The organism is Ancylobacter tetraedralis (assembly GCF_014195655.1).
GTDB lineage: Bacteria > Pseudomonadota > Alphaproteobacteria > Rhizobiales > Xanthobacteraceae > Ancylobacter > Ancylobacter tetraedralis.
Genome location: NZ_JACICD010000002.1, coordinates 402,442 through 417,386, shown reverse-complemented (window position 1 = coordinate 417,386; position 14,945 = coordinate 402,442). Strand labels below are relative to the sequence as shown.

Annotated in this window: 16 protein-coding genes; 5 read left to right on the top strand and 11 right to left on the bottom strand. The window is 69.2% G+C overall.

Annotated elements, in window-relative coordinates; all coding sequences use genetic code 11:
- Positions 1-39 precede the first annotated feature (39 nt).
- The 5 genes from rlmH to FHS55_RS07260 form a co-directional block, all read right to left on the bottom strand.
- Positions 40-513 (bottom strand): 23S rRNA (pseudouridine(1915)-N(3))-methyltransferase RlmH, encoded by a 474-nt coding sequence (rlmH, locus tag FHS55_RS07280; protein WP_210286904.1) that lies wholly within the window; start codon positions 511-513, stop codon positions 40-42.
- Positions 514-529: 16 nt separating this feature from the next.
- Positions 530-940 carry a ribosome silencing factor gene (gene rsfS, locus FHS55_RS07275; protein ID WP_183189025.1) on the bottom strand — a complete coding sequence of 137 codons (411 nt, stop codon included), beginning with the start codon at positions 938-940 and terminating at the stop codon, positions 530-532.
- 131 nt (positions 941-1,071) lie between these two features.
- Positions 1,072-1,713 (bottom strand): nicotinate-nucleotide adenylyltransferase, encoded by a 642-nt coding sequence (locus FHS55_RS07270; protein ID WP_183189260.1) that lies wholly within the window; start codon positions 1,711-1,713, stop codon positions 1,072-1,074.
- Between the two features lie 108 nt (positions 1,714-1,821).
- Complete coding sequence (locus tag FHS55_RS07265) at positions 1,822-5,421, bottom strand: helicase-related protein (protein ID WP_183189024.1); 3,600 nt, start codon at positions 5,419-5,421, stop codon at positions 1,822-1,824.
- A gap of 151 nt (positions 5,422-5,572) precedes the next feature.
- Positions 5,573-6,415 (bottom strand): DUF3108 domain-containing protein, encoded by an 843-nt coding sequence (locus tag FHS55_RS07260; RefSeq protein ID WP_183189023.1) that lies wholly within the window; start codon positions 6,413-6,415, stop codon positions 5,573-5,575.
- A gap of 284 nt (positions 6,416-6,699) precedes the next feature.
- Between FHS55_RS07260 and rpmB the strand changes: the two genes are divergently transcribed.
- Positions 6,700-6,993 (top strand): 50S ribosomal protein L28, encoded by a 294-nt coding sequence (gene rpmB / locus FHS55_RS07255; RefSeq protein ID WP_183189022.1) that lies wholly within the window; start codon positions 6,700-6,702, stop codon positions 6,991-6,993.
- 5 nt (positions 6,994-6,998) lie between these two features.
- Entirely contained in the window at positions 6,999-7,625 is a 627-nt protein-coding gene (locus FHS55_RS07250; RefSeq protein ID WP_183189021.1) for a queuosine precursor transporter, read from the top strand.
- An 84-nt stretch (positions 7,626-7,709) separates the two neighbouring features.
- Here the strand turns inward: FHS55_RS07250 and FHS55_RS07245 are convergent, their stop codons facing one another.
- Together FHS55_RS07245 and FHS55_RS07240 are read right to left on the bottom strand one after the other, a co-directional pair.
- Positions 7,710-8,711: an esterase-like activity of phytase family protein gene (locus tag FHS55_RS07245; RefSeq protein WP_183189020.1), complete on the bottom strand. Its 1,002-nt coding sequence runs from the start codon at positions 8,709-8,711 to the stop codon at positions 7,710-7,712.
- Positions 8,712-8,733: 22 nt separating this feature from the next.
- Entirely contained in the window at positions 8,734-9,201 is a 468-nt protein-coding gene (locus tag FHS55_RS07240; RefSeq protein ID WP_183189019.1) for a cytochrome b, read from the bottom strand.
- Positions 9,202-9,392: 191 nt separating this feature from the next.
- On the opposite strand from FHS55_RS07240, the gene rutR reads away from it, so the two are divergent.
- Positions 9,393-10,124 carry an HTH-type transcriptional regulator RutR gene (gene rutR, locus FHS55_RS07235; protein WP_425485790.1) on the top strand — a complete coding sequence of 244 codons (732 nt, stop codon included), beginning with the start codon at positions 9,393-9,395 and terminating at the stop codon, positions 10,122-10,124.
- Between the two features lie 25 nt (positions 10,125-10,149).
- A complete protein-coding gene (locus FHS55_RS07230; protein WP_183189018.1) occupies positions 10,150-10,785 on the top strand; it encodes a DsbA family protein in 636 nt (211 codons plus the stop codon).
- A gap of 90 nt (positions 10,786-10,875) precedes the next feature.
- Here FHS55_RS07230 and FHS55_RS07225 read toward each other — a convergent pair whose 3' ends face one another.
- The 3 genes from FHS55_RS07225 to FHS55_RS07215 form a co-directional block, all read right to left on the bottom strand.
- Positions 10,876-12,318 (bottom strand): NAD-dependent succinate-semialdehyde dehydrogenase, encoded by a 1,443-nt coding sequence (locus tag FHS55_RS07225; protein ID WP_183189017.1) that lies wholly within the window; start codon positions 12,316-12,318, stop codon positions 10,876-10,878.
- Between the two features lie 202 nt (positions 12,319-12,520).
- The gene (locus FHS55_RS07220; protein WP_183189016.1) at positions 12,521-12,880 is read right to left on the bottom strand and encodes a DUF1428 domain-containing protein; all 360 of its coding nucleotides are present in this window, start codon (positions 12,878-12,880) and stop codon (positions 12,521-12,523) included.
- A 44-nt stretch (positions 12,881-12,924) separates the two neighbouring features.
- A complete protein-coding gene (locus FHS55_RS07215; protein ID WP_246339915.1) occupies positions 12,925-13,431 on the bottom strand; it encodes a VOC family protein in 507 nt (168 codons plus the stop codon).
- A 222-nt stretch (positions 13,432-13,653) separates the two neighbouring features.
- Between FHS55_RS07215 and FHS55_RS07210 the strand changes: the two genes are divergently transcribed.
- On the top strand, positions 13,654-13,920 hold the full coding sequence (locus tag FHS55_RS07210) for a hypothetical protein (protein ID WP_183189015.1): 267 nt from the start codon (positions 13,654-13,656) through the stop codon (positions 13,918-13,920).
- Positions 13,921-14,008: 88 nt separating this feature from the next.
- Here FHS55_RS07210 and FHS55_RS07205 read toward each other — a convergent pair whose 3' ends face one another.
- Entirely contained in the window at positions 14,009-14,791 is a 783-nt protein-coding gene (locus FHS55_RS07205) for a Bax inhibitor-1/YccA family protein (protein WP_183189014.1), read from the bottom strand.
- Between the last annotated feature and the right edge of the window lie 154 nt (positions 14,792-14,945).

The following is a 14,945-nucleotide window of genomic DNA, read 5'->3' as shown; positions in this document are numbered from 1 at the left end:
GGCATCATTAAGGTTGGGTTACCGTCGCCCGGTCTGTCCTCAGGCCTTGTGGTAGGGATGGCCCGAGAGAATCGTGGTCGCGCGGTAAAGCTGTTCGGCCATCATCACCCGAACCAGCTGATGGGGGAAGGTGGCGCGTCCGAAGGCGATGAGCCGATCGGCTCGCGCGCGCGCCGCGTCGCTGAGACCATCGGCCCCGCCGATCAGGAAGGCCAGCGCGCGAACGCCCCGGTCGCGCAGCGCGGCGATGTCGGCGGCGATCTCCTCGCTCGTGGCTTCGCGGCCACGCGGGTCGAGCGCGATGACGGTCGCCGCCTCGGGCAGGGCGGCGATGAGCGCCGCGCCTTCCTCGCTCATGCGGTCCTCGGGCCGGCGCGCCGCGCTCTCGGGCGTCTCGTGCATGTCGGGCCCGGAAAGGCCCAGCGCGCGCCCGCTCTTGCCGGTGCGGTCGACATAGCGTGCGCACAGCTCGCGCTCGGGCCCGGCCTTGAGCCGGCCCACGGCGACGATCATGAGGCGCACGCGCGGATCAGCCGCGCGTCAGCTTCGGCGCGGCGGCGGGCAGCGCACCCGACCACATCTTCTCGATGTTGTAGAAGCCTCGCACTTCCGGCTGGAAGACGTGGACGATCACATCGCTCGCATCGATCAGCACCCAGTCGCAGGCGGGCATGCCTTCGACCCGGACACCCTTGACGCCGCGCTCCTTGAGCGCCTCGACCAGGTGATCGGCGATGGCGCCGACATGGCGCTGGGAACGGCCCGACGCCACCACCATGTAATCGGCGATGGTGGTCTTGCCGCGCAGTTCAATGGGAACGATGTCCTCGGCCTTGTCGTCGTCGAGACGGGCCAGAACGAGGGCCAGCATCTCCTCGGCGTCGAACGCCTCGGAAACCGGTGCAGCTGCCGGGCTGGGGGCGGCTGCGGAGAGCGCCATGTTGGACAGGGGTCCAGATCCTCTCGTCATTTTGGCAGGAAACACGGTCAGGGAGCCCCCCTGCCGTTAATGCCATCTCAAGATATGTCGAAAACCGCCTGTTTTTCAACCGGCGGCTGCCGTTATCGCGATCAAGAGGGCGATAGGGCGGCCGAATTGTCCCGCTTTGCCCGCAACTGGGTTGAGGAAAGCGGCGATTTGAGCCCGTGCAGGAACAGCCAGGCGGGCGGCTTCATCCCCGCCAGCCGGGCCGCCTCGTGCTCCTCGCGCCGCCACGGCGCCAGCGCCAGCGCCGCCGGCGCGGCCATGGCGGGAAAGGTGCAGCCCTGCCGGTCCACCACGCAGATCGGCACGCGCGCGGCAATATCACGCCAGCGCTGCCAGCGATGGAAGGAGGCAAGATTGTCCGCCCCCATCAGCCACACGAAATGCACCTGCGGAAACCGCGCCACCAGCGCCGCCACCGTGTCGAAGCTGTAGCGCGTGCCGAGCCCCGCCTCCAGCCCGGTCGGCACCAGCGCGGGATGGTTGGCGATCGCCCGCGCCTGCGCCAGCCGCACGCCGAGCGGGGGAAGCCGGCCATTGTCCTTCAAGGGGTTGCCCGGCGTGACCAGCCACCACACCTTGTCCAGCCGGAGGCGCTTGAGCGCCAGCAGGCTGACCGCGCGATGGGCGGCATGCGGCGGGTTGAAGCTGCCGCCATACAGGCCGATGCGCATGCCGGGCGCGAGCGGCGGGATGCGGACATCCCGCGCCGCCGTCCACGCCGCCATGCCGGACCCGGCACCCGCAAGCGGTTCTCCCGCCGCGCGCCTTCCCGGCCCCTCGTCCGGCGCGGGGCGCTCGGCCCCGTCGTCCGGCATCAGCGGAGGGCGGCGCAATCAGCCGCCATTCTTCTCCGCCTCCATGCGGGCCTTCAGTGCCAGCAGCTTGGCGAAGGGCGAATCGGGATCCACCGGCTTGTCGCGACGGGTGTCGGGACGCGGGCCGGAGGTGAAGCGATCCGGCGCCGGGCGGCTGGAACGGTTGGCATGGTCGCGATTGGCATGGTCGCGATTGCCTTGCTCGCGGTTGCCAAATTCCTTGCGCCCGTCATTGCGCCGGTTGTCGTCGCGGCGGTTGTCATCGCGCTTGCCGCCCTCAGGGCGCGGCTCGCGGGCGGGACGGCCGGCATCGCCACCCTCGGGACGACGCTCGCGGCCATCCGTGCGCGCCTCGGAACGCGGCTCGCCACGTCCCTCGGTCCGCCGGTCGTCGCGCGGCGGCCGACGACCGCGCTCGCCTTCCGGCCGCTCGCGCCGCGCGCCCTCCTCGCCCGCTGCGGCAGCCGGTGCGGCCTCCCCGCGCGGGGCATTCTCGGCGCGCGCGTTATTCTCCGCACGCGGACCTGGCCGGCCCTGCTGGCCGCCCTTGCGGTGCTGCGCGGGACGGTGCTGTCCCGGCGGACGACCGGGACGCCACACCTCGATCATGGCCGGCTCGGCCGGAACCGCCGGCTGCGCAACCGCGTCCGGCGCGGCGGCTACGTCAACAATCGCTTCGTCCACGGCCACTTCTTGCGCGGGCCCGTCTTCCGAAGCGGCTTCCGCCGGCGCGGCGGACGGGGAATCGGCCGCGGGTTCGGCCTCAAGAGCCGGCTCCACGGTCTGGTCGAACACCGGATCGGTGAAGACCTCCCCGCTCACCCCGGCGGCATCGGCCACCGCCGCCTCAGGGGCAGGTTCGGCGCGTGCGGCAACGATTTCGGCGACAGCCTCGGGCTCCAGCGCCGGCTCGACCGTGTGGTCGAACGCGACGTCGGCACCCGCCGGGACAGAAGCCTCGTCCGGCGATGTCCCGACGACGGGGGCCTCGGCTTCGGCGAGATCGGCGGCCGTATGATCGGTTGCCGCGTCTTCGACCGCAGGAACGGCTTCAGCAGGCACTGCCTCAACAGGCGCCGCCTCGACCAGTGCCGCTTCGACAGGCGCCGCTTCGACCGGTGCCGGGCGACGCTCCATGCGATAGCCAAGCGAGCGCAGGATCGAGGCGAAATCCTCGCCCGCGCAGCCGGCCAGCGATGTCATGGCGACGGTGGCGACAAAGCCGCCGCCGTCGAACGCACCGGCCGGCTTCTCGCCGGACGTGCCCGGCCGCCAGGCCAGCGCCGGGCGGATGAGATCGGCCAGGCGCTCCAGAATGTCGACGCGCACCGCCCGCTCGCCGGCCACGCGGAAGCCGACCGCGCGGTAGAGACCCTTCTGGATTTCCGGATCGACCGGGATCGAGGTGCGCCCGGAGGCCGCCAGATGCGGCAGCTCGTCGAGCCCCTTCTGCTGCAGGCCGCCATGCTTGAGCGCCCAGAGCTGGGCGGCGAGCGCGCGCGGCGCCGGCTTCAGCAGGGTGGGAATGTAGATGTGGTGGGCACCGAAGCGCACCCCGTGGCCGCGCAGCACCGCGCGCGCCTCCTGGGCGAGACCCTTCATCTCCTCGGCGACCTTGTGGCGCTCCAGCACGCCGAGCGTCTCGACCAGCTGGAAGGCGATGCCCCGGCCGATGCCGGCCACGTCCTCGGCCTTGCCGAGCACGATGAGCGGGCCGAGCAGCTTCTCGATATGCGCCTTCAGCCACAGCTCGATGCGGGCCTGCACGGCGTCGCGCGCCGGACCGGTCAGATGCTCGTCGGCGATGACCTTGAGGCGCGGGCCCAGCACCTCGTCGCCGGGGATCAGCTTGGCCACGGGCTCGCCGACCCAGCGCAGCGTGCCATCCGAGGAAAGCACGAAGGCATCGTCCGCGCCTTCCGCCAGGCGCGCGGCGCGCGCCTCGATCTCGCCCGCGAGGGCTTTCTGGGCGGTCGTGCGCAAGGCCTTGGCCTCGGGGCCGGCAGCAGAGGCATCGGCGGCGAACTGGAAGCCGAGCAGGTGGCCGATCACATGGCCTTCCACGACGACGTCGCCGGTCTTGGTGATTTCAGTTTCGAGCATTGCGTTCTCTCGCAGGCGCCGCATCAGCACGCTGGTCCGACGATCAACAAAGCGGTGGGTCAACCGCTCGTGGAGAGCATCGGAAAGCCTGTCCTCCACACGCCGTGTGACACCCCGCCAGTGTTCCGGGTCATCAAGCCAATCCGGCCGGTTCGCCGCGAAGGTCCACGTGCGAACCTGCGCAATTCGTCCCGACAGCGTGTCTATGTCACCTTCCGCTCGGTCCGCCAAGGCCACTTGTTTGGCGAACCAGTCGGTGGAGATGCGCCCATGGCGCATCAGATCGTCGTAGACGGTCGAAACGAGGTCGGAATGCGAGGCCGGAGACACCTTCCGGTAGTCCGGCAGCTGGCAGGCCTCCCACAGCCGCTCGACCGCATCCGCCCCCACCGCATGGCGGCGGATGGCAGGGTCGCGCATCAGCGCCTCCAGCACCAGCACGTCCTCGGCGGTGGGCGCGCGGGTCAGGCCTTCCTCGCGCGGAACCTGCGCCAGCGAACGATTCAGCGCCTCGACGGAGGCGAAGTCCAGCGCGCTGTTGCGCCATTGCAGCACCCGGTGCGCATCGAAACTGTGCGCTTCCAGCCGCTCGACCAGCTCGGCGTCGAACGGGGTGCAGCGCCCCGTCGTGCCGAAGGTGCCGTCGCGCTGGGCGCGCCCGGCGCGGCCGGCGATCTGGGCGAGTTCGCCCGGGTTCAGCTTGCGGAACTGCCAGCCGTCGAATTTCACGTCGCCGGCAAAGGCGACATGGTCGACATCGAGATTGAGCCCCATGCCGATGGCGTCGGTGGCGATGAGATAGTCCACGTCGCCATTCTGGTACATCTCGACCTGCGCGTTGCGCGTGCGCGGGGAGAGAGCGCCCAGCACCACCGCCGCGCCGCCGCGCTGGCGGCGGATCAGCTCGGCGATGGCATAGACCTCATCCGCCGAGAAGGCGACGATGGCCGAGCGGCGCGGCAGGCGGGTGATCTTCTTCTCGCCGGCGAAGGTGAGGTTGGACAGGCGCGGCCGCACCAGGATGGAGGCGCCGGGCAGCAGCTTCTCCACCAGCGGGCGCATGGTGGCGGCGCCCAGCAGCAGCGTCTCCTCCCGCCCGCGCCGGTTGAGCAGCCGGTCGGTGAACACATGGCCACGGTCGAGGTCGGCGGAAATCTGGATCTCGTCGAGCGCCACGAAGGCGACGTCGAGGTCGCGCGGCATCGCCTCCACCGTCGCCACCCAGAAGCGCGGATTGTCCGGCTTGATGCGTTCCTCGCCGGTGATGAGCGCGACCTGCCCGGCCCCCACGCGCTCGACGAGGCGGGTATAGACCTCGCGCGCCAGCAGGCGCAGCGGCAGGCCGATCAGCCCGGAGGAATGGCCGATCATGCGGTCGATGGCGAGGGTGGTCTTGCCGGTATTGGTCGGCCCCAGCACCGCGGTCACGCCGCGCGCGCGCAGGGAAGGCGGCAGCGGCTTGGTCCGGTCGAGCCTCGGGGCGAGATGCGTCGAGGCTGGAGGGGCGATGTTCATGGAGCCGTTCAGTCCGTCGCGCCGGCAGGGCGGTCCTTGTAGCACAGGAAACCGCCGAAGAGGGAAGACCCGCAGCCCCTGGCGGGCGCCAGCGCCGGCGGCGCCTCGGCTTGCCCCGCGTGAGGCCCGGTGCGTAACCTATGCCGACGGCTCAGGGAATGGCCGCCCGGGTGGGGGTCGCCCGCTTGCCGACCATCGGCTCGGTGACGAAGCTCTGCGCCTCCAGCTCGGCGACGCCGATGGCGGTCGTCACCGCCGCCCGGAATGGCACCAGCATGCGCGTGCCGGCGACGGGCGCCAGCCACACGTAGATTTCCTTGTTGTTCATCATGTACTTGACCCCCACGCGGTTCGGCTTGTGGCCGGCCACGGGGCGGTAGGAAATGCGGCACACCACCGAGGGGCCGGCATAACCCTTCTCGGCCTTCACATCCTCCATACGCTCGAAGCTGAGCGTGAGATCGTAGCGCTGGCGGCCGTCGAAGATTGACAGCGTGCGCTCGCAGGCCTTGGCGGAGAGCGGCTCCTCGGCGCCGGGCACCAGGATGAGCGCGGCCGACATCGGGTCGAGCACGCCCTTCTTGTCCTTGTCGGTCAGCGGGATGCGGTCCGGCGTCGGCATCACCGGGGGAACGACATTGGCCTCCGTCACCGCCGAGCCGCTCATCACCATCCGGATGGCCTCCGACTTGCGGTCGGATTCGGCTTCCATGGCGAAGGCGCGCGGGGCGAGCAGGCCGCGTTCGATCTGGCCGCGCGCGCCGGCCGTGCCCTTGGCCGAGGACACCGCCTGAACGACGCCGGTCAGCCGGGCGCTGCCGGAAGCGGTATAGGCCTTGTCGTCCACCTCCAGCACGAAGGCGGCGCGGCCGAGTTCCAGGCCGGCAAGGGAAAGCTTGTAGCGTGCCTCGAGACGGCCGTCGGCGAGCGCCCCGGTGGCGAGGGTGCCGACGCCGGCCAGCGCGAGAACCGCCGAGACGCAGAAGCGATGCATTGAACGTGAATCCCGATGCGGACGGCGAATCGCCCGGATTGCATCCGAACCGCCTTTATCGCACCTTTCGATGGCGGCGGAAGTCGGCGGAACTGTGACTCGCGCGCTCACGAAGCCGATAGCCGGCGGCGCAAAGCGGCGCGGCGGTGTGACGGCGAGCTTGACGGGGCTTGGGGGTGCCCTTATAGGAGCGCACTCCTAATTTGACAGATGCCGCATGCGGGATCGTCAGGCTGCCCTCGTGGCCTGCGGCGCAACGGCATGAAACGTGAAGGAAGTCCACGATGTCGCGTCGGTGCGAACTTACCGGGAAGGCGGTTCTGACCGGCAATCTCGTGAGCCACTCCAACCGCAAGACCCGTCGGCGGTTTCTGCCGAACCTGGTGAAGGTTACGCTCACCAGCGATCTGTTGAAGCGGTCGGTGAAGCTGCGCGTGAGCGCCAATGCCCTCAAGACCGTCGATCATCGCGGCGGGCTCGATGCGTTCCTGATCAAGGCCAGCATGGACGACCTGTCGCCCAAGGCCGCCGATCTGAAGCGCGCCGTGGCCAAGGCGACCGTCGCCGCCGCCGCCTGAGTGCGATGAACGTCTCTGGCACGAAGCCCCCGGTTTCCCGGCTGGTCGCTCCCGTCATCGCCATGATGACGGTGGTGGCGGCTTCCAACGTGCTGGTGCAATACCCGGTTCAGCAGTTCGGCCTTGCCGAGGTGCTGACCTGGGGCGCGTTCACCTATCCGATCGCCTTTCTCGTCAATGACCTGACCAACCGCCGCTTCGGCCCTGCCGTGGCGCGGAAGGTGGTGTATTTCGGGTTCGCGCTCGCCGTGGTGCTGTCGATCGCGCTGGCGACGCCGCGCATCGCGCTGGCCTCGGGCTCGGCCTTCCTGGTCGGCCAGCTGCTCGACATCACGGTGTTCAACCGGCTGCGCCGCCTCAGCTGGTGGCAGGCGCCGCTCGCCGGCAGCCTGTTCGGCTCGGCGCTCGACACCGTGCTGTTCTTCTCCCTCGCCTTCGCCGGCGACGCGGATATGTCCTTCTCCGTCACCTACGCTTCCACCGGCATCACCGTGCCGCTGTGGGTGGGCCTCGCCTTCTTCGATTTCCTGGTGAAGGCCGGCTGCGCGCTTCTTGCCCTCGTGCCCTATGGCGCCTTGATGGGCTGGCTGAAGCCGTGGAACGGCGCGAGCGCCCCGGGTTCGGCGCGCTGACCTTCCGACGCCGCCCCCTGCGCCGATCTGCCCGCGTCTTCCCGCCCCGTCTCCCCCGACATTCTCGCGCCGATATTCGTCCGATCACGGCATCACCGCGAAGCGCAGCAGCAAAGTGCGCTGGAGCGGGGAGAAATTGTCGTCGGACAACAGGGTGAGGATCAGTTCGCCCGCCGCGTTCCGGTGCAGCGCGATCCCCTCCATATTGTCGATCGCCGCGGTGCCGCTGGCCTCGATCAGCACCTCGCCGCGAATCAACGCGCCGGGCCGGATATCGGCGAGCGGAAAGCGGCGGATGCGCATGAACACGCCGCGCAGCATGTCGAAGCGGCGCTCCAGCAGATAGACCCGCCCATCATCGGAGAGCGCGGCATCGGTGGCGGAGAAGCCGTCGATGCGCTCCACCGCGAACGCACCGAGCGGGGCGGGCCGGTCCAGCGGCCCGAACAGGAAGCCCGGCAGCACGGCGGGATCGCTCGGGCTTTCCTCGGCGATGACGATGAGCGGAGCCGGCGCGCCGGGCGTTCCCGGCGGCGGGGCGAGCAGCGCCTCCAGGCTTTCATTGCCGCCGAGCCTGGCCAGTTGCGGATCGGCGAGAAGGCGCCGGCCGGTCGCGTGCAGCGGATCGTCCCCTGAGAACGACCAGACTTCCTGGGCATGCTCGATGCCGACGAGGAAGCCGCCGGGAAGGCGCGCGAGCGATTCGATGTCGCCGCGCCCCTGCTGCCGCAATTCGCCCCCGCCGTCCGCCCGGAGCGGCGCCATGAACGCCGCGCGGATGCCGGTCGGCCGGTCGCCCTCCGCCTCGATCCGCCCCGTCAGCCAGAAGCCGCGATCGGTGACGGCGACCAGTCCCTGCCCGTCCGCGTCCAGAACGAGGCCTGACAGCCCGCCGAACTCGCGCGCGGGGGAAGCCAGCACCAGCCCGCCGCGAAATTCCAGCGGCCCGATGCGGTTGGAGCCGGTCGGCAGGAAGCGCTGGATCGGCGTGGCATTGATCTTGATCGGCACCGCCTGCGCGCGAGCGGCGGCCGGCGCGGCGAGCAGAAGGAGAATGGCGAGGGAACGGCGGCAGGGGATCGGCATGTCGGATGTCGCTTCGCGTCCGTCAGGGGAGCATGCGCCGCACGAGCCCGTCGCGGCGGACGAAGTGGTGCCACAGCGCGGCCCCCACATGCAGCGCGACGAGGCCGGCGATGAGATAGGCCAGCACGACATGCACCGGCCCGGTGCCCAGCTGCTTGCCGAGCGCGGTCACGGTGATGGCACCGAGAATGGGCTGCACCAGAATGGCGAGATAGAGCAGGCCATGCGTGGCATGGGCGGCGATCCGCGTGACGCGCGACAGACCTTCGGGGAGCGCCGGGGCGCGGTGGGTCAGGCGCCAGGCGATGCGCAGCACGGCCAGCGCCAGAACCCCATAGCCAGAATAGAGATGGAGGCGGAACAGATAGAAGCGCGGCTCCGTTCCGCGATCGAAAAAGCCCCAGCTCCAGCCGGTCGCGAACTGCACCAGTACCAGCCCGGCGACGGCCCAGTGCAGCCCGCGGGCGATGCGGTCATAGCGATCGGTCATGGGAAGGCTCCGGCTCGGCGAATCGTGGCAGGGTTGGCGCGGCATATTGCGGTGCAAACGACTTCCGTGCCATGTCACGGTGCATGTGACGCGGCATGTACCGGTTTCGGGCATGGCCAAAATTCATGCACCCGCGCCGGCCCTGATGCCGCGCGGGACGTCATCGAAACGTGACGGGTCAGGAGACGCTTGTGGCGCGCGCTGCATCATCGGACCGCATGGCGGCGGCGCCCCCGCCGCCGGAGGGCACCCCCGAACCGCCCGTCGGCCGGAAAAGCTCGCGCTCGGCCACACCGCGCACGCCGCGCCGGGCCCGGCAGGTGGAGGCCAAGCGCACCGCCATCCTCGATGCCGCGCTCGGCCTGTTCTCGCGGCTCGGCCTGCACGGCACCACGGTCGAGCAGATCGCCGAACAGGCGGCCGTCTCCAAGACCAACCTGTTCTATTATTTCGCCTCCAAGGAGGAGGTCTATGTCGCGGTGCTGCGCCGGCTGCTGGACGAGTGGCTGGCACCGTTGCGCGCGCTGGAGCGCGACAGCGACCCGGCGAGGGCCATTGGCGAGTATATAAGGCGCAAGATCATGTTCTCGCGCGCCCACCCGGAAGCCTCGCGGCTGTTCTGCCTGGAGATCGTGCGCGGCGCCCCGCTGCTGCGCCGGGAGTTGGAGACCTCGCTCAAGCAACTGGTCGACGCCAAGGCGGAGGTGATCCGCGCCTGGAGCGAATCCGGTCGGCTCGCCCCGGTCGATCCGCGCCACCTGATCTTCGCCATCTGGGCGACTACCCAGCATTATGCGGATTTCGCGGCCCAGATCGACGCGCTGCTGGAAACAGGGCTGGACGACGAGGCCTTTGCCGAGGAGGCTGTATGTAATATCCAGCGCATCATCCTCGACGGCCTGCGTGTACGCTCGCCCGACTGAGGCGCCGTTCAGGGGACGCACGCTCATGCACCGCCGAGGCTTTCTGCGTTCCGCCGCCGGCGTGTCGCTGGCGACATTGTTTGCCGTGCCGGCCGTCAACACCCAGCAGCTCGGCACCCGCACGCTCGATGTCGAGGCGCTGCTGTTCGATCCCGACGCGCCGAATGGCGGCAATCCAAAGGGCGACGTCACCATCGTCGCCTTCTTCGACTATAATTGCGGCTATTGCCGCAAGGCCTCGCCCGCGCTCGCGCGGCTGCTGCGCGAGGATGGCAATATCCGCCTCGTCTACAAGGACTGGCCGATCCTGTCGGAAGCCTCGGTCGTCGCCGCCCAGCTGGCGCTCGCCGCGCGCTACCAGGACAAATACGAGACCGCCCACCGGACGCTGATGGAACTGCCCGGGCGCTCGTCGACAGAGCGGATGATGACGGCGCTGGCGGGCGCCGGCCTCGACCGCAAGCGCCTTTCCATCGATCTCAAGGCCCATGCCGGCGATATTGGCGGGCTGCTCAAGCGCAACAACGAACAGGCGCTGGCGCTGGAACTGCCGGGCACACCGGTCTATCTGATCGGCCCGTTCAAGGTGGCCGCGGCGCTCGACCTGCAAGGGTTCAAGGACGTCGTGTCGGATGCCCGCCAGCGCGCGGCGGACAAGTAGCCCCCTCCGGCGGCGGAAAATCCGGCTCGCGGCCCAGCCGCAAGGCCGCCGCAGGGACCAACCCCGCGACGGCGGATGCGTCAGCGTCGGTCAGAGACCGAGGCAGACATATTTGATGTCGAGATATTCATCGAGCCCGTATTTCGAGCCCTCGCGGCCGACGCCGGATTCCTTGACGCCGCCGAACGGGGCGACCTCGGTGGTGATGACGCCGGCATTCACCCCGACCTGGCCGTAGCGCAGCGCCTCGGTGACGCGGAAAGCGCGGGCGAGGTTGCTTGTGTAGAAATAGCAGGCGAGGCCGAACTCGGTGTCGTTGGCGTAGCGCACCGCCTCGTCCTCGGTCTCGAAGCGGAACACCGGGGCGACGGGGCCGAAGATTTCCTCGCGGGCGAAGTTCATCTCAGGTGTCGCGTCGGCGATCACGGTCGGCTCGAAGAACTGGCCGCCGAGCGCGTGGCGCTTGCCACCGGCGACAACCCGGCCGCCCTTGGCGAGCGCGTCGGCGATGAAGCTCTCGGTCTTGGCGACCGCCTTGTCGTCGATCAGCGGGCCCTGGGTGACACCCTCCTCAAGGCCGGAGCCCACCTTGAGCGTGGCGGAGGCCGCGGCGAGTTTCTCGACGAAGGCGTCATAGATGCCCGCCTGCGCATAGAAGCGGTTGGCGCAGACGCAGGTCTGGCCGGAATTGCGGTACTTGGAGGCGAGCGCGCCTTCCACCGCCTTGTCGAGGTCGGCGTCGTCGAAGACGATGAAGGGTGCGTTGCCGCCCAGCTCCATCGACACGCGCTTGACCGTGTCGGCGGCCTGCTTCAGCAGGATCTTGCCGATCGGCGTGGAGCCGGTGAAGGTGATCTTGCGCACGATCGGGTTCGCCGTCATCTCCCCGCCGATCTCGGACGCCGAGCCGGTGAGGATGTTGACGACGCCGGCGGGGTAGCCGGCCTGCTCGGCCAGCACGCCCCAGGCGAGGCCCGAATAGGGGGTCTGCGTCGCCGGCTTCACCACCGAGGTGCAGCCGGTGGCGAGCGCCGGGCCGATCTTGCGCGCCAGCATGGAGGACGGGAAGTTCCACGGCGTGATGGCGGCGACCACGCCGACCGGCTGCTTGATGGCGAGGATGCGCCGTTCGCCCCAGGGCGAGGGGATGACATCGCCATAGGCCCGGCGGGCTTCCTCGGCGAACCACAGCACATAGGCCGCGCTGGCACCGACTTCGCCCATGGATTCGGCCAGAGCCTTGCCCTGCTCGATGGTGAGCAACTCGGCCAGCGCGCGCTGGTTATCCATGATGGCGGCATGCAGGCGGCGCAGCAGCTTGGCGCGCTCGTCCGCCGTGGTGCGGGAGAAGCTCTCGAACGCCCGGTCGGCCGCCGCGATGGCGCGCATGGTCTCGGCCCGGCCGGCATTGGGCACGGTGCCGATCACCTCGCCCGTCGCGGGATTGGTGACGTCGATGGCGGCGCCGCTATCGGCGCCCTGCCATTCGCCGCCGATGAAATTCGCCTCGCGCTTGAAATCCGACCAGCTCATGAGCCCTGCTCCTTCTTCGGCGCCGGCCCTCATGGCCGATGCCGCGTGAAGGCTATCTACCGCCCGCGCAGGGGGGCGACAACGCCAATGTGATCACACGCCACGTCGCCCGCTCGAGCTGTCGGTCGCCGCGGAGATGGAAGCGCGCAGCACCTGCCGCCCTCCCGTCGAACCCCGGAAAGGCGCCGAGCGGGCCCCCTGCCTATTCCGCCCCGCTATCGAGAAGCGGGGTGAAGCCGCCGAAGATCATGCGCTGGCCATCGAACGGCATGTCGGTCATTTCCTTCATGCGCGGGTCGTCCATGAACGCCTTCATGCCGGTATCGCGCACCTGCCTGGAAGGCCAGACGATCCAGGAAAACACCACCGTCTCCTCCGGCGTCGCCTGCACGGCGCGGCGGAAATCGGTGACGTCGCCGTCGGGCACGTCATCGCCCCAGCATTCGACCAGACGCAGCGCCCCGTGGTCGTGGAAAATGACGGCGGCCCTTTCCGCCATGAGGCGGTAGGCCTCCTGGTTGGCGGTGGGCACGGCGACGATGAATCCGTCGATATAGCTCATCCTGTGCTCCTGTCGGTCAGCCATGCGCGATGTTACGCCACGCGTCACGAGGCAGCGTCGTAGCCGGACGGTTTTCCGATACCATCCCCGTTCGCGACCGCGCTGGCCGCGCCTTCCGCACCGGCCTGGAAAGCACCCCGGGCGGCGGCTTCCGGGTCCATCCAGACCGGCTCCCAGATATGGCCGTCGGGATCCTCGATGCTGCGGCTGTACATGAAGCCGAAATCCTCCTTCGGCGCGGGATCGGCCGTGCCGCCGGCGGCCACCGCCCGGGAGACGAGGGCGTCCACCGCCGCGCGGCTCTCCTGCGAGAGCGCGAGCAGCACCTGACTGGCGGCGCGCGCGTCGGCGACCGGCCGGGGGGTGAACTGGGCGAAACGCGGATGGGTGAGCAGCATCACGTAGATTGCCTCCGACAGCACCATGCAGGCGGCGCTTTCATCGGAGAAATGCGGGTTCCGCGTCGCGCCCATCGCCTCGTAGAAGGCCACCGAGCGGGATAAGTCGGCCACCGGCAGGTTGACGAAGATCATCCGTGTCGAAGCGCTCATGGCATCCCTTCCTCCGCGTCTGGTTTGCTCGGCCGCCCGTCTCGATGCCCGTTCGTTTTGCCGGCGCGCCTCTTTCGCTCCGGGCCCTTTGTGGCGATAAAGGGCGCTGGCGGGCGGGGACAAGCCGTCGCGCGATGAAAATGACGTAGCGGCTACAACGGCGCGGTGGCGGGCGCCGCGCGCAAAGGCCACCCGGATTGCCAACCACGCCAAGGGAAGCGCATGGCAGCCTATCTCGTAACCTTCGAACTGGCCGATCCCCGGCGTACGGAACGGCTGATCGCGGAGCTTCGACAGATGTCGTGGACCCAGCTCGGGCCAGCGGCCTATGCCGTCATGACGGACGAGACCGACGAGGAGCTGTTCTTCCGGCTGCGCGAACTGGTCGAGAACGGGGAGAGCCTCTACGTCGTGCTGCTACGCAAGCCCTATCGCGGCACGGGGTTCCGGGAGGTGAACTACTGGCTGGAGCAGAACCTGCGCTGGTAGGCGGCACCACGCGGAGTGGGGCCGCCGGCCCAAAGAAAAGCCCCGGCTCACGCCAGGGCTTGTCCGTCTCGTCGTTTCGTCGGGCCGCTCAGTTGTTGCGGTTGCCGAACAGCTGCAGCAGCATGACGAAGAGGTTGATGAAGTCGAGATAGAGGGTCAGCGCGCCCATGATCGCCTTGCGACCGGCCACCACGTCGTCGTCGCCGGCGAAGTACATTTCCTTGATGCGCTGCGTGTCATAGGCGGTGAGGCCCGAGAAGATCAGCACGCCGGCGACCGAGATGACGAACTGCATCATGGTCGAGGCGAGGAAGATGTTCACCACCATCGCGATGATCAGGCCGAACAGGCCCATGACCAGGAACGAGCCCATCGCCGAGAGGCTGCGCGTGGTCGTGTAGCCGTAGAGGCTGAGCGCGCCGAAAGCGGCGGCGGTGATGAAGAACACCCGCACGACGCTGTCATGGGTGTAGACGAGGAAGATGGACGACAGCGACACGCCGATCAGCGCGGCATAGATCCAGAACACGCCCTGCGCGGCGCCCACGCTCATGCGGTCGACGCGGAAATTGAGGAAGAGCAGCGCCGCGAAGGGGGCGAAGATCACCACCCAGCGCAGCGGGCTCATGAACAGCGCCACGCCGAGATCGGTGAGGTAGAGGCCGGGCGCGATGGCGGCCGCGGTCGGCACGCTGGAGACGGCGAGCATGTAGATGCCCAGCGCCGCCGCGCCGGTGATGGCGAGGCCGAGCGTCATGTAATTGTACACGCGCAGCATGTAGGTGCGCAGGCCCTGGTCGAGCTCGGCCTGCGACCGTGCCGCGCCGGCTCCGAAGCGCGGCACGGAAGCGTTGCGGTTGAAGTCGGACATGGTCGAACCCTTTTCCCCGGTTTCCCGCATTCCCCCACCGGCCGGAAGGCGCGGCGGCAAACGGAATTTCACCTGGAATATGAGGGCCGCCCCGCCCCGCCGCAAGTGAAGTTTGCGACAGGATCCACGCGGCGCCCGCGCCGGGACCGAGCCG